Raw genomic sequence first — 13,365 nt, 5'->3', positions numbered from 1 at the left:
TGCCCGTGCCGACATCATCACTCAAGCGACCGGAGGAAGAACCCGTGAAGTGGAAACGATCGAGCACGTCCCTGCTCGCACTGCTGCTGGCCCTGCTCGTGGCCGCCACCGCGGCGGGACCCGCCGCGGCCGTCGACGGCTCGGCCTCCGTCACCGGGCCGACGACCGCCCGCTTCGCGCTCGCAGACGGCACCGTCGCGACGGTGACGATCTCGGGAGCGGGCCCGCGGCGCTTCGCGGGCGAGACATCTCTCGCTGCTCTCAGCGGCACCGACGCGATGTACGCCGAGGGCATCGTGGCGACGGACGTTCCGGCCGTCGGCATCCAGTCGTCGGCGAACTGCGGTGCGGCGCAGCGGTGCAGCGAAGGGCGGATCACGATCCGGTTCGACCGTCCCGTCGACGACCCCGCCATCCACATCGCCGAGTGGGGCGCCGGCGCTGGTTCCCAGTTCGCCAGCGATGGCATGCGCTTCGTCTCGAGTGACGGGGAGGCCAGCGGCGCCGTCGTCTCTCCAGGTGCGACGTTCGCGGATGCCGGCGAGGGGTATCTGCGCGGCGACCGTGGCATCACCTGCACGCGGGCCACCGCGCCGGGTGGGTGCGGGAGCTTCACCGTGCCGGGGACGAACATCACCACGATCGAGTTCGACGTCGCCCGATTCGCCCTGACGTCCGCGCAGTCCGGTTTCCTCGACGCCTACGCCTTCGGCGTCACGGCCTCGGCGACGCCGACGCCGGATCGTCCGGCGCTGACGCTGTCGAAGGTCGTGGACAAGACGGCGGCGGTCCCAGGAGACACGTTGGAGTACACGATCACGGTGGCCAACACCGGTGAGGCCGAGGCGCGTCAGGTGCCGGTGTCGGATGTGATCCCCGCCGGTCTCGGCGACGTCGTCGCCGGTCAGGGAGCGAAGACCTCGGGAGCCCAGCTGTCATGGACGATCGACCGCATCCCCGCCGGTGGACGGACGAGCCTGCAGGTGACGGGGGTGGTGGAGCGCTCCGCCGCCGGCTCGACCCTCGTCAATCGGGCGACGGTGGGCACCCCGGCCGATGCGCCGGAGGGCACACCGGTGCCCTCCATCGCCACGCCCTGCACCGACGATACGACCGCCGCCTGCGCCCGCACCGTCGTCACCGCGTTCCCGGTGCTGTCCGTGTCGAAGACCGTCGACAAATCGGTCGCCGGTCACGAGGAAGCGCTCGCCTACACGATCGTCGTCGCGAACAGCGGCACGGCTGATGCCGTCGACGTGCCGGTCGTGGATGTGCTGCCCGCAGAGCTCGCCGCCGTGACGGCCGACCACGGCGGTGCGGTCGCCGACGGGCAGGTCCGGTGGACGCTGCCGAAGGTGCCGGCGGGTGGCGCGGTCGAGCTCCAGGTGACCGGGATCACGCCCGGGGGCCTCAGCGAGGCGCTCATCGTCAACAGGGCCGCCGTGCGGAATCCGGCCGATACCCCGTCAGGGACCCCGGAACCGGCCGTCCTCACCCCCTGCCCCGACGACGCCGGCCTGGCATGTGCGGTGACCACGGTGCCCGCACTGGCCACCCTGGAGATAGGCAAGACCGTCGCCCAGTCGACGGCACCGGCGGGGTCGATCCTCGACTATACGATCACGGTCGAGAACACGGGGCCGGGGGCCGCGGTGGACGTCCCGGTCGTCGACGACCTGCCGGACGGAGCCCGGTTCGTCAGCGCCAGCGCGGGCGGCGTCGCCGTGAAGGATCGCGCCGGCTGGATCGTGCCCCAGATCCGCCCCGGTGAGACCACGACCCTCACGCTCCGCGTCCAGGTGCCCCTCGGCACGACGGGGCCGGTGGTGAATCGGGCGACGGTCGCCTACGACCCGGTCATGCTCGACGCCCTGCGCGTTCCGGCCGCACGGCTCGGGGTCGAGTTGCCCGACAGCGTGTCGGAATTCCCCGCGCTGCCCCCGGTCGTTGCTGCCCACGCGTGCGAGGACGACGCGTCCTGGTCCTGCGCGGTCACCACCCTCACGCCGTCGGGACTCGCCCAGACCGGGGCGACGTTCGGCCTCCTGCTCCCTGGTGCCCTGCTCGCGGCGGGTGGCGCCGTCTTCCTCCTCGTCGGGCGCCGCCGGCCCTCCGCCCGGTAATCGGGGAAACCGGGCAGGGACGGGCGTAATCGATCGCGCCCGTCCCTGTCTCTGTGTGTGGCGATGCACATCCGCTCGCCCCGTGTCAGGGAAGAAGGAAACCCATGGTGAAGAAGAAGTCCATCCTGAGGGGTGCTGTGACGGGAGGGCTGCTCGCCGTCATGGCGCTCGGCACTCTCGCCTCACCCGTGGCCGCCTCCGCGGCGGACGTGAGCGGCTGGTCGGGCACCGGTGACACGCGCACTGCCGCCGCAGCCGGCGCGACCGCGCGTATCACCGTCACCGACAAGATGCAGGTGAAGAGCTCGGGCGCAGCGGTCAACCTGGCCACCGTCCGGGACGGTGGCGAGCTGGGCCTGAACATCATCGGCCTGCCCGAGGGGTTCCCGTGTGCGCAGGGCAAGGAGTGCGTGCGAGGATCCGTCATCATCGACTTCGGTCAGCGGGTGACGAACCCCAAGATCAAGCTCGGCAACCTCGGCGGCGACGTCTTCACCAGCCCGGGCAACAGCGTCAACGGCACGGCGAAGTACACGCTCAGGACCGCGGGGGTCAGCCTCAGCTCCGTCGCGGGAAACCTCGACGTCACGGGCACCACGATCACCTCGAACGACTTCGGAGCGAAGAACGGCACCGTGCGCGTCAACGGCACCGTCTCGCGGGTCGAGTTCCAGGTCACCATGCGCTCCAAGGCCTCGTTCTTCGGGCTGCCCGTCTGGACCAAGGTGCCGAGCGACCTCCACAGCATCGACCTCGACATCGATGCACCGACCAAGCCGGTGCTCACGATCGACAAGAACGACCAGCAGACCGACGTCACGCTCGGACAGTCCCTGACGTACGACATCGTCGTGAAGAACACCGGGTACGGGACGGCGACGAACGTCGTCGTCAGCGACCCGCTTCCGGACGGACTCGACTTCGTCTCGGGCAGCGGCCCGGCCGGCACCACCGTGACGGCCTCGGGACGCACGATCAGCGCTGCCGTCGGTTCCCTCGCTCCGGGAGCGTCCGCGACGCTGAAGGTGAACGCCACGGTGAACCCGTTCGCCGCGCCGGGCGCGCTCACGAACCAGGCCTGCGTGATCGCGACGAACGCCGCGAAGGTCTGCGACGACGACGTCGACATCGTCAAGCGAGGCTACTTCCAGTACACGTTCAACCACACGCCGGGAGACCCGAAGCCGGGCGACACGGTCACGTACCGACTGGAGTACAGCAACAACGGCAACGTCGACTCGGCGAACGCAGAGATCGCCTTCGGGATCGGACAGATCCTGGACGACTCGACCTGGAACCCGTCGACCCTGTCTGCCTCCTCCGGTGCCGTGTCGTTCACGGGCGACACGATCGACTGGAAGGGCCCGCTGGCCCAGGGCGCGAAGGCCGTCGTGACGTTCACGGGCGAGTGGAACGGCGAGGGCGACGGTCTGGCGTTCCCTGACGTCAGCTACTACGGCGAAGCGCGCTGAGTCGCTTCTCGCCATGGCAGGGAGAGGGTCGCCGTCACGGCGGCCCTCTTCTGCGTTCTCCCGCGTAATCGATGCGGCCGGGTGGCGTTAAGGAGGGTGACTGAACGTGCACATCCCATGCTGCGCAACAGGAGATCAGAGAAAGGCACACACATGAAGATGAAGAAGATCCGGACGGGGCTCGGCATCACTGTCGGAGCCCTCATCCTCGGGGGCGTGCTCAGCACGGCACCGATCGCGGCGGTCGCCGCCGAGGCCGTCGCACCGACCTCGCTTTCTCCGGAAGGCGTGCAGCCGCGAGGGTATTACGGTGCGGGGACGCAGTCGCCGGGACGGACGCAGACCATCGCTCCCGGTGCGGAGTTCACCGAAGGCGCCAACGTCCTGCTGAAGTACGACGAGCAGGTCTCGGGCGTGAAGTACCGCGTCGTCATGCCGGTGCCGGCGGGCGCGACGTTCGTCTCGGCGACCCAGGGCGGCGTGTACGACCCCGCCGCGAACACGGTCACGTGGATCTTCAACGGCAAGACGCCCGCAGAGGCCGGCGGCGTCACGCAGGAGTCGAAGAGCTTCCTGGCGACGTTCCGGGCGCCGTCCGGCTCGTCCGAAGCCGTCCCCGAGAAGACGATCCAGAACGCGGCCGTGCAGTCGATGATGGGCGGCTCCATCACCGACTGGCGTCAGCAGTTCACGTACACCTACGCCCACACGTTCGCTGCCCAACCGGGCACCTCGGCCGACCTCGGGATCACCAAGGACGTCGATCGGCCCAAGGCCAACGTCGGCGACGCCGTGAGCTACACCCTGACGGTGACGAACCACGGGACCGCGGCGGTTCCGAGCTACACGGTCACCGACGCGCTGCCCGCCGGCATCGACACGTGGTCGTCCCCCACCTCCGGCGTCTCGCTCTCCGGCGGCACGCTGACGTTCGAGGGAGGCGCTCTCGCGGTCGGCGAGTCCAAGACGGTGATCGTGAACGGCGTCGTGCGTGAGCCCGGTGCCACCATCACCAACATCGCGAAGGTCACGTCGGGCACGACCGACAGCAACCCGTCGAACAACTCCGACGACGCGAAGGTCGAGGTCCCGACCGCGGGCGGCCCCGTGCCGCTGGGCGGAGTCGCCGGCGCCACCGTCCTCGCCGGCGCCGCGGCGACGGCGCTGACGATCTCGCGGCGCCGCAAGAGGGCCTAGCCCGCCACGCGGACCCCGGCGTCGACCGGGGTCCGCGCGGTCCGACACGATCCTGCCCCCCCGTCGCCATGCCCGAGGGCGACGACTCAAGAGAACGATGAACACACGACAGAGGGAGGTCACGAGATGTGGAATCTCGGCGAACGGTTGACGGAAGCGACAGGGGAGCGCGAGCGTCGAGGGGGAGGGGAGGTGGTCCTCGCCGTCGGTGCCCACCCCGATGACGTCGAGCTGGGATGCGGGGCGACACTCGCCCGCCACGTCGCGGCGGGCGATCGCGTGGTGCTCCTGGTCGTCGCCGACGGCGCGAGGGGAAGCGGTGCGGACGCGGCGACGCGGAAGCGCGAGCAGCTCGCTGCCGCGTCGGTGCTCGGTGTCGACGTGAGCTGGTTGGGACTCCCCGACGGGCAGGTGGGCGATTCCCCCGCGGGGCTGATCGAGGCCATCGAAGCCGTCGTGCGGATGGTCGGCCCCTCGATCGTGTACACCCACAGTCCCCAGGACTCGCACCAGGATCACCGTGCCACGGCCGCGGCGACGCTCTCGGCGTCCCGCAATGTCGCGCGGGTGCTGCACTTCGAGTCCCCGACCACCTCCGGCTTCGTTCCCACGGTGTTCACGGACGTGGAGGAGTACGTCACTCCCAAGCTCATGGCCCTCTCCGCGCACGCGAGCCAGGTCGCGCACAGTCGACGGGTCGACCTCGAGGCGGTCGAGGCTCTGATGCGCTATCGCGGCTTCCAGGGTGGCGTCACCCATGCCGAGAGCTTCGTGCCCCACCGCTTCGTGTGGGACGCCGCGCATCCGGAAGGCGCTCTGGACCGGGCGCTGGGAGCGTGGGACGAGATCGCGCTGTGAGCGGAGCGCCGTCGGACACGGTCGCTCGACTGTCGCCCGTGAAGTGGAGCGGCCCCGGCCTCCGGCGGCCCCCCTCGGCCCGCCGCCAGTACCGGTCGGCCAGGACGGAGCGCCGCATCTGGTTCTCGGCGCTGGCGGGGCTCGCGATCACGGCGATCATGGTCGGGCCGACGTGGGCGGTGGGGGTGGCCTTCGCCGTGGTGTCATTCATCTTCATCGTGGCTCTGGTGCGCACCCTCACCATCTCCTTCACGGCGGGGCGCGCGATGATGCACCGCCCGTCGGACGGTCCGCCGGCCGCGCGACGGACGATCTCGGTCCTGGTCGCGTGCCACAACGAGGACCGGGTGATCGATGACCTGATGGGGCATCTGCGCGCCACGGACTATCCCTCCCACCTGCTGCAGGTGATCGTCGTGGACGACAACTCGAGCGACGCGACGTTGTCCCACCTGCGGCGGTGGGAGGCCCGATGGCCGGAGCTCACGGTCCTGGCACGCGGCGCCGGGGCCAGCGGCGGGAAGAGCGGCGCGCTCAACGCCGCTCTCGCGAAGGCCACCGGCGAGATCATCGTCGTCTTCGACGCCGATCATCGCCCCGACCGCCGCTGCCTCCGCTACCTGGCCGCGGCCTTCGACGACGAGACCGTGGCGGCGGCCCAGGGACGGTGCGTGGTGCACAACACGGGGGACAGCATCATCTCGGAACTCGTCGCGCTCGACTACCTGGGCGGGTTCATCGTCAACGAGCGGGGGCGGACCGCCTACGCCGGGGCGCCCTCCTACGGAGGCTCCAACTGCGCGGTCCGACGCGACGTTCTCGTCGAGATGGGGGGATGGAACGTCATGTCGGTGACGGAGGACACCGACATCACCATGCGGATCTACCTGGCGGGGGCGCGGATCGCGTACGAGCCTCGCGCGGTGGACTACGAGCAAGCGGTCTCCGGGCTGTGGGCGTACATGCGGCAGAGGCACCGGTGGGCTCTGGGGCACCAGCAGGTGTTCCGTGACTATCTCGCCGCGATGATCCGTACCCGGTCCGTGCGCGGCGTGCAGAAGGCCGAACTCCTCTTCTACCTGGCGATCTACCATCTCCCGGTGATCTGCACCGTCGGGCTCGCGCTCATCAGCGTGGCCGGCCTCTTCGGCGTCACCGGGCCGGTCGCGCCGTCCGTGCTCGTCGGCCTCTGGCCGCTGCTCGTGTGGGGTCCGCTGATCCCGGTGGGCATCGCGCTCGTCGCCGCCCGCGCTCCCCTGCGGCGCTTCCTCATCGCTCCCCTGCTCCTGCTGCTCGTGGTGCTCGGCGCGGCGATCGTCACCACCGCATGGGCGCGAGGGCTCTTCGGCCGGCGCTACTCCTGGGCGAAGACCGCCCGTGCCGCGCAGCCCGAGGCCGAGGCGATCGAGCTCTCCGACGACGTGCCGGTGCTGCCGGAAGGTTCGCTCCAGGAGGCCAGGGGCGAGCGCATCATCGCCCCGCCCCGCCGTGCACTACCGCGCCGGAAGCTCCGACCGAGCTTCCGGACGGTCGGGGTGACGGTCCTCACCGCGGCGGTCGGCTGCCTCGTCTACGTCGTGTGCGAGCTCTGGGTCCGGCGACTCGAGACGAGCGCGGTGGGGGCGGTGCTCCGTCTCGGGTCGTTGCGCGCCGAGGCGGAAGGCGACAGGCTCTGGCTCTACGACCGCGACAGCACCCTCTACCTCCTGATCACGGACATCGGCTGTTCCATCGCCCCCGTGCTCCTGGGGGCGCTCCTCGTGTGCGCGGCGATGAGATCGCTCGCCCCGACGTGGTCCCTCGTTCTCGCGGCCGCGGCGTCCGCCGCCTTCGCCTTCTGTGCCAACGTGATCCGCATCGCGGCCCTGGCCGTCCTCGCGAACGTCGCCAGTTTCGACGCGATGCGCGTGGTCCACGACACGGTGGCGTCGGCTTTCGCCCTCGCAGCGGTGATGGCGGCGTTCATCGTCCTCGTGGCGATCCCGGCCCGCGCCGCCCGGATTCACGTCGACGGCTGAGGCGCACCGCCGTCGAGGAGCCGCCCGGCGGCGGCGATGTCCGGCACGCAGAAGACGTCCGCGGCGTTCCGACAGGGAACGCCGCGGTACTCGCCGGTGTGGAGTCGGATGACGCCCAGGTAACCGGCGGCGCGCGCGCCGACGACGTCCTTCTCCCAGCGGTCCCCGACGTGAATGATCGCGGAGGCGGACACGCCCAGGGCGTGGGCCGTCTTCACGAAGGGCCGCTCGTGGGGCTTGCGGAAGGCACGCCCGAGCTCGTCGGACACGGTGATGACGTCGAAGAGCGAACGGATCCCGAGGGCGTCGATCTTGTTGTGCTGGCCGCCCGGGGCGCCATCGGTGATCAGACCGATGGGGACGCCGCGGGACCGGAGCCGGCGAAGCGTCGCCACCGCCCCGGCATACGGCTGCAGCGTCGCCGCGCGGTAGCGATGGAAGGCGGTCACGAGCATGTCGAGCTGTTCGCGGTGCAGGCGGGGGAACACCGAGTCGATGATGCCGCCGCGGCCGGAGCCTGCGGCGGCGGCGGCCGACAGCCGGCGATACGTGTCGTCCGGGTCGGCGCCGACGGTCGACGACGCGGCGCGGGCGACCTGCCGCCACGCACCGTCCAGCCAGGACGCCTGGTCGTAGAGCGTGTCGTCGAGGTCGAAAGTGACGGCAGCGGGCATGGCCCCCGGCGACCGCGAGACGCCGCGGTCGCCGAGCACGGAGCAGGAAGGGGCGGCGGTCATGCGAGCGGCACCGATCGTCCGACGAAGTCCGGCTCCCCCGCCTGCAGCAGCCGGCCCACGGCGGGACTCCCGATGATGCGGGAGATCTGCGCCCAGCTCGTGCCGTCGCCGAACGGCACCCGACGAGAGGACAGCAGCTCGAGCGCATGGCGCGATCCGAGGGTCGCGACGTGCGCGCGGACCACCGCGGCGTCCAGCCCCGCCAAGACGGCGAACCCGTCTTCGAGGCCCTCCCACCGGGGGGTGGATCCGCGGATGATGACCGTCGGGACACCGAACCACGCCGCCTCCTCCTGAAGACCGCCCGAGTCGGTGACGACCGCTCTCGAGCGGCGGAGGACGTCGACGAGGTCCCGGTAGCCCAGCGGATCCGTGATCGTCGCCCCGGTCGCCGCCAGCCGATCCGCCAGGGCGTGATGTCGCAGCCTGTCCCTGGTACGCGGATGCACCGGGAAGGTGACGGGGTGGCCGTCCGCCGTCAGGCCCTCGACGACCTCGACGACGCGGAGCAGGGTCTCGCGTGCGTCCACCGACGTCGGTCGATGCGCGGTCACGAGGATCCCCTCCCGCTGGGTCACGGGCACGCGCTCGACGCCGCTCTGGGCGAGCGGATCCAGGCCCGGGTTGCCGACGACGGCGATCGCGGAAGCCGGGACGCCTTCCGAGAGAAGGGCCGCGGCCGCGCGCTGCGTCGGGGCGAAGTGCACGCGCGCGGCGGCGCCGACCATCCGGCGGTAGCCCTCCTCCCGGGAGAGCGGGTTGTAGGACCGCAGACCCGCTTCGACGTGGACCAGTGGGATCCCGCGGTCGATCGCGGCCAGAGCGAAGACCGGAACGGTCGCCGTGTCGCCGAGGATCACGACGGCTTCCGGCTGCTGGCGCTCCAGCACGTCGATCGCTTGAGTGACGAGGCTCCCGATCTTCTGGGGGCCGGCTGAGGGAAGTGTCCAGGACTCGTCCAGGGGCACCCCGAGCTCTGTCGCGAGCCCTGCACCGAGCGCCCCGTCGCCGTGCTGGCCGGTGTACACCATGTGGACGTCGTGATCCGTCAGGAGGCTGCCGCGCGCGCCCGCGAACTTGACCACCTCGGGGCGGGTGCCGAACGCCGCGAGGAGCCGGCGACGAACCGGCGCCTCGTCCCCTGGCCGGAGGAAGAGGCTGCTCCGGGAGACCGCGGGGGCGAAATAGCGGTTGACCACGGCGCCGGGGGTGACGCGCGACGAGATGGCCGGCAGACCCGAGGCGAGTCGGAGGTAGCCCCCGACGAGATCGGCCCCGGCGGCCAGGCTGATCCCCAGACCCCCCGAGAATCGCGGATTGACCTCCACGATGTGCACGTCGCCCTCGGAGGAGACGAAGCCCTGGGCGTTGCCGGGGCCGACGTACCTCAGTCCCCGGACCAGCCGCGTCAGAAGGCGGTCCACCTCGGCGTCGGTGAAGACCTGGCCGCTCGCACTGATCCCGCCGCGGACGGTCAGGCGCCACCGGGCGGCGGAGGCGACGACACGCGACCCCGTGTCGGCCAGGAAGTCCACCGTGAACTCCCGACCGACGAGGCGCTGCTGGATGATGCGCATGTCGTCGGCCTCGACGGGCAGGCTCGCCTCGTCGTCGTGCATGACCACGCCGCGGGAACCCCTGCCGACACGGGGCTTCGAGATCCATGGTCCCGGCGGGGGTGTCTCGCCGACCAGTGAGGTGGGCGGGTGGGGGATCCCGAGGTCCTCCAGGGTGCGCGCGAAGGCGAGCTTGTCCTGGCACACGGCGATGGCCGCGGCGGGCGGCATGAGGACGCGTGTGCCGGCGGCGGCCAGGGCCTCGTGCGCGGAGGCCAGGACGGCGAGCTCCTCGGCCGTGGTCACGACGAGCACGTCGACCTCCCACGCCGAGAGCTGCGCCACCAGGGCCTCGAGATAACCGGGGGCGGCGGCGGCCGGCACGACCGCGCAGGCGTTCGCGATCGTCTGACCCGCGCCCTCCGCGGCGATGTCGACGGCGCCCACCCAGTGTCCGCGTCGCGCGAGATGTTCGATGACCGTCGTTCCCGCCGGACCGCCGCCGGCTGTGACTGCGATTCTCATGGTGATGTGATCCCTCCCGGATGTCGCGGCGACGGCTTCGCCCGTGCGCCACCGGTCAAGACGCCGAGAAGGGGATCCGATTACGCGCGCCGTCCGATCCGGTCGCCCTGGCGCTCTCGGCGCCCCCCGACGAGGGAAGTGCGGAAGACTGGGGACATGGCCTCCTCTGCGCTCGACTCCCTCCTGGCACGCATCGTCGAGAGCGGGGTGCTGGAAGATCCCGTCTCGGCGAACGGCCAGATCTCCGGGCGCGCGCTCATCGACGCGGCGGGGACGACGGTGACCGTGACGATCGACCTCGAACTCGAGGATCACCTCGACGGCGAGGTCGATCAGGACGGACTGCTCGACGGCGTCACCCGCATCCTCGGCGTGAACGAGGGCCGGTGGCGCGCGATCATCGACGAGGTCGCGGCGGACATCGACGATGCGGTCGACGACGAACCCGTGGCCGAGCAGACCGACCTGCGCGACGACCTCGAGGCGACCTCCGTGGTCGTCTTCGCGGACGCGCTCGTGCTGAGCTTCCTCGCCCCGAAGCAGTTCCCTGACTCGCGGGTCGTCGTCCAGGTGGACGAGGACCTCCAGGTGGAGGACGTCGAGGTCCGCGAGGGCGACGGGACTGCCGGCGTCGAGGGCGAGTGACCGCGGCTCACAACCACTTCTTGTACTTGAACACCCCGTAGAGCCCGACCGCGAACGCCGCCATGGCGCCGATCGCCATCGGATAGCCGAACGCCCAGTGGAGCTCAGGCATCACGTCGAAGTTCATCCCGTAGACGGTGCCGACGAGGGTGGGCGCGAAGATGATGGCCGCCCAGGAAGAGATCTTCTTGATCTCGTCGTTCTGGGCGAGTCCCGCCTCCGAGTGCCGCCGCGCGACGAGGGCCGACTGCACCGTGAGGGCGTTCTCCAGGATCGCGCGGAACGGGTCCACGCGCTCGTTCACGCGGATCGTGTGGTCGAGGACGTCGCGGAGCGAGCGCTGGAGTTCCTCGTCGATGCGGTACTTCTCCGAGCCGCGGCGCAGCCACTCCAGCATGCCGCTCAGAGGATGGACGGCGCGCTGGAAGTTGATGACCTCGCGGGACAGCTCGTAGATGCGGCGGGACAGCGCGTCGTCGTCGCTGTCCCCGAAGAGCTGGTCCTCGATCTCGTCGATGTCGTTCTCCAGACCGGCGACGACGGGCTCGTACTCGTCCACGACCTCGTCGAGGATCGCGTAGAACACCGCCTCCGGTCCCATCGCGAGCAGCTCCGGATTCGCCTCCATCCGGCGGCGGACCGCCGCGAGGTTCGGTGACTCGGCATGCCGGATCGTCACCACGAAGTCAGGGCCGATGAAAAGATGCAGCTCGCCGAACTCGATCGACTCCTCCTTGTCGCGGTACCGCGCAGGGCGGAGCACGGCGAAGAGGGTGTCGCCGTACCGCTCCACCTTCGAGCGCTGGTGACCGGAGAGGGCGTCCTCGACGGCGAGCGGATGCAGATCGAACTCGCGCGCCACCGAGGCGACCTCCTCGGGGCTCGGCCGGTAGAGGCCGATCCACGCGATCCCGCCGGCGGCATCCAGCAGGCGGTAGGTCTCGTCCAGGTTCTTCGGGGTCTCCACGCGACGTCCGTGGACGTACACGCCGTTGTCGATGAGCGCCATGATGCGGCTCCGTTCTCGCGGGCGCACGGACGCGAGGGTGCGTGCGCATTCGTCAGGGGGCGGGAGACGCCGCCGATGACTGCGAGGCGGGGTGCGCGAGCGCGGAGCGGGGGCTCAACGCGCGAGCGCAAGGAAGCGCGACGCAGCGAGGGCGGCGTCGTTACTATCGTCGGACATCGCCATCACCGCCTTCCGTGCTTCTCTCCGGGGTCTCGTGACCCGATGTGCCAGCATACTCTCGTCCATCGTCGAGCCGCGCGAACGGTTCCGTCCCGGCCCGAGGCGCAGCGCAGGGCGACGCGACGGGTCAGGGCACGATCGCGTCGATGTAGCCGCCGTCGACCCGGACCGCGGCGCCGGTCGTCGCCGAGGCGAGCGGGGACGCGAGGTAGGCGACCATGTTCGCGATCTCCTCCGGTTCGATGAGCCGCTGCAGCAGCGACTGCGGACGGTGCACGCGCATGAACTCGCGCTGCGCCTCCTCCCACGGCAGCTCCGGGTCCACGAGCGAGTACACGAAGTCCTCCACGCCCCCGGTGTGGGTCGGCCCCGCAAGCACGGAGTTCACCGTCACGCCGGTGCCCGCGGCCTCCTTCGCGAAGCCCCGGGACACGGCGAGCAGGGCCGTCTTCGACATCCCGTAATGGATCATCTCCGCGGGGATCACGACCGCCGAGTCGCTGGCGATGTCGAGCACCCGTCCCCACCCGCGCTCCATCATGCCCGGGAGGGTCGCGCGGATGAGCCGGACGGCGGCCAGCACATTCACGTCGAAGTACCGGCGCCACTCGTCGTCGGTGATGTCGAGGGCAGGGACCGCCCCGAAGATCCCGAGGTTGTTGACGAGGATGTCGACGTCTCCGGCGGCCGCGAGCACGGTGGCGGTGCCGTCCTCCGTGGTGACGTCGCCTGGCGCGGGGACGAGGTTCCGCTCCGGGTTCTCCTCCTGCAGCGCCGCGATGACCGACGACACGGTGTCGGCGTTCCGGCCATTGACCGCGACTCGCGCTCCCGCGTCGGCGAGGGTCGTGGCGATGGCGAGCCCGATTCCCTGGGTGGAGCCCGTGACGAGGGCGGTCTTCCCGGTGAGGTCGATGCGCATGCTGATGTCTCCTCCGTGTCGCTGCTGCTTCCGGTGCAACGCCCGCCGCCCCCGTTTCATGCCCGCCCGGTCCGTCGGCCGGTGTGCGGGCCGGGCTCGCGCCGATGCGCACCCGTCCTTGTG

Annotated in this window: 10 protein-coding genes; 6 read left to right on the top strand and 4 right to left on the bottom strand. The window is 70.8% G+C overall.

The genetic code is table 11. The features are described from left to right. Nucleotides 1-44: 44 nt before the first annotated feature. From AUV07_RS15400 to AUV07_RS15380, 5 genes are all read left to right on the top strand, one after another. Nucleotides 45-2,123: a DUF11 domain-containing protein gene (locus AUV07_RS15400; protein WP_062637476.1), complete on the top strand. Its 2,079-nt coding sequence runs from the start codon at nucleotides 45-47 to the stop codon at nucleotides 2,121-2,123. Nucleotides 2,124-2,227: 104 nt separating this feature from the next. Continuing rightward, entirely contained in the window at nucleotides 2,228-3,595 is a 1,368-nt protein-coding gene (locus tag AUV07_RS15395) for a DUF11 domain-containing protein (protein WP_062637474.1), read from the top strand. A gap of 153 nt (nucleotides 3,596-3,748) precedes the next feature. Continuing rightward, nucleotides 3,749-4,792, top strand: a complete 1,044-nt coding sequence (locus tag AUV07_RS15390) for a DUF11 domain-containing protein (RefSeq protein ID WP_062637472.1) — start codon at nucleotides 3,749-3,751, stop codon at nucleotides 4,790-4,792. Nucleotides 4,793-4,984: 192 nt separating this feature from the next. Then, entirely contained in the window at nucleotides 4,985-5,650 is a 666-nt protein-coding gene (locus tag AUV07_RS15385) for a PIG-L deacetylase family protein (RefSeq protein WP_062637470.1), read from the top strand. A gap of 38 nt (nucleotides 5,651-5,688) precedes the next feature. Beyond that, on the top strand, nucleotides 5,689-7,668 hold the full coding sequence (locus tag AUV07_RS15380) for a glycosyltransferase (protein ID WP_157524112.1): 1,980 nt from the start codon (nucleotides 5,689-5,691) through the stop codon (nucleotides 7,666-7,668). On the opposite strand, the gene AUV07_RS15375 is transcribed toward AUV07_RS15380, so the two are convergent. Together AUV07_RS15375 and AUV07_RS15370 are read right to left on the bottom strand one after the other, a co-directional pair. Further along, entirely contained in the window at nucleotides 7,653-8,405 is a 753-nt protein-coding gene (locus AUV07_RS15375; RefSeq protein ID WP_062637466.1) for an HAD family hydrolase, read from the bottom strand. The genes AUV07_RS15380 and AUV07_RS15375 overlap by 16 nt on opposite strands. Continuing rightward, nucleotides 8,402-10,486: a UDP-N-acetylglucosamine 2-epimerase gene (locus tag AUV07_RS15370; protein ID WP_062637464.1), complete on the bottom strand. Its 2,085-nt coding sequence runs from the start codon at nucleotides 10,484-10,486 to the stop codon at nucleotides 8,402-8,404. Before AUV07_RS15370 ends, AUV07_RS15375 begins: the two co-directional genes overlap by 4 nt. 156 nt (nucleotides 10,487-10,642) lie before the next feature. Here AUV07_RS15370 and AUV07_RS15365 point away from each other — a divergent pair, with 156 nt between their 5' ends. Next, nucleotides 10,643-11,131 (top strand): hypothetical protein, encoded by a 489-nt coding sequence (locus AUV07_RS15365; protein WP_062637462.1) that lies wholly within the window; start codon nucleotides 10,643-10,645, stop codon nucleotides 11,129-11,131. A 7-nt stretch (nucleotides 11,132-11,138) separates the two neighbouring features. On the opposite strand, the gene AUV07_RS15360 is transcribed toward AUV07_RS15365, so the two are convergent. Then, nucleotides 11,139-12,140: a magnesium and cobalt transport protein CorA gene (locus AUV07_RS15360; protein WP_062637461.1), complete on the bottom strand. Its 1,002-nt coding sequence runs from the start codon at nucleotides 12,138-12,140 to the stop codon at nucleotides 11,139-11,141. Between the two features lie 307 nt (nucleotides 12,141-12,447). Further along, nucleotides 12,448-13,242: an SDR family NAD(P)-dependent oxidoreductase gene (locus tag AUV07_RS15355; RefSeq protein ID WP_062637448.1), complete on the bottom strand. Its 795-nt coding sequence runs from the start codon at nucleotides 13,240-13,242 to the stop codon at nucleotides 12,448-12,450. Nucleotides 13,243-13,365 lie beyond the last annotated feature (123 nt).

Source organism: Microbacterium sp. CH1, assembly GCF_001595495.1.
In the GTDB taxonomy this organism is placed as follows: Bacteria; Actinomycetota; Actinomycetes; order Actinomycetales; family Microbacteriaceae; genus Microbacterium.
This window is presented reverse-complemented; position numbering and strand designations above follow the sequence as displayed.

Excerpts from the sequence above, each read along its gene's own strand:
- AUV07_RS15395 (WP_062637474.1), top strand. The coding sequence starts at position 2,228 with ATGGTGAAGAAGAAGTCCATCCTGAGGGGTGCTGTGACGGGAGGGCTG.
- AUV07_RS15390 (WP_062637472.1), top strand. The coding sequence starts at position 3,749 with ATGAAGATGAAGAAGATCCGGACGGGGCTCGGCATCACTGTCGGAGCC.
- AUV07_RS15375 (WP_062637466.1), bottom strand. The coding sequence starts at position 8,405 with ATGACCGCCGCCCCTTCCTGCTCCGTGCTCGGCGACCGCGGCGTCTCG.
- AUV07_RS15370 (WP_062637464.1), bottom strand. The coding sequence starts at position 10,486 with ATGAGAATCGCAGTCACAGCCGGCGGCGGTCCGGCGGGAACGACGGTC.
- AUV07_RS15365 (WP_062637462.1), top strand. The coding sequence starts at position 10,643 with ATGGCCTCCTCTGCGCTCGACTCCCTCCTGGCACGCATCGTCGAGAGC.
- AUV07_RS15360 (WP_062637461.1), bottom strand. The coding sequence starts at position 12,140 with ATGGCGCTCATCGACAACGGCGTGTACGTCCACGGACGTCGCGTGGAG.
- AUV07_RS15355 (WP_062637448.1), bottom strand. The coding sequence starts at position 13,242 with ATGCGCATCGACCTCACCGGGAAGACCGCCCTCGTCACGGGCTCCACC.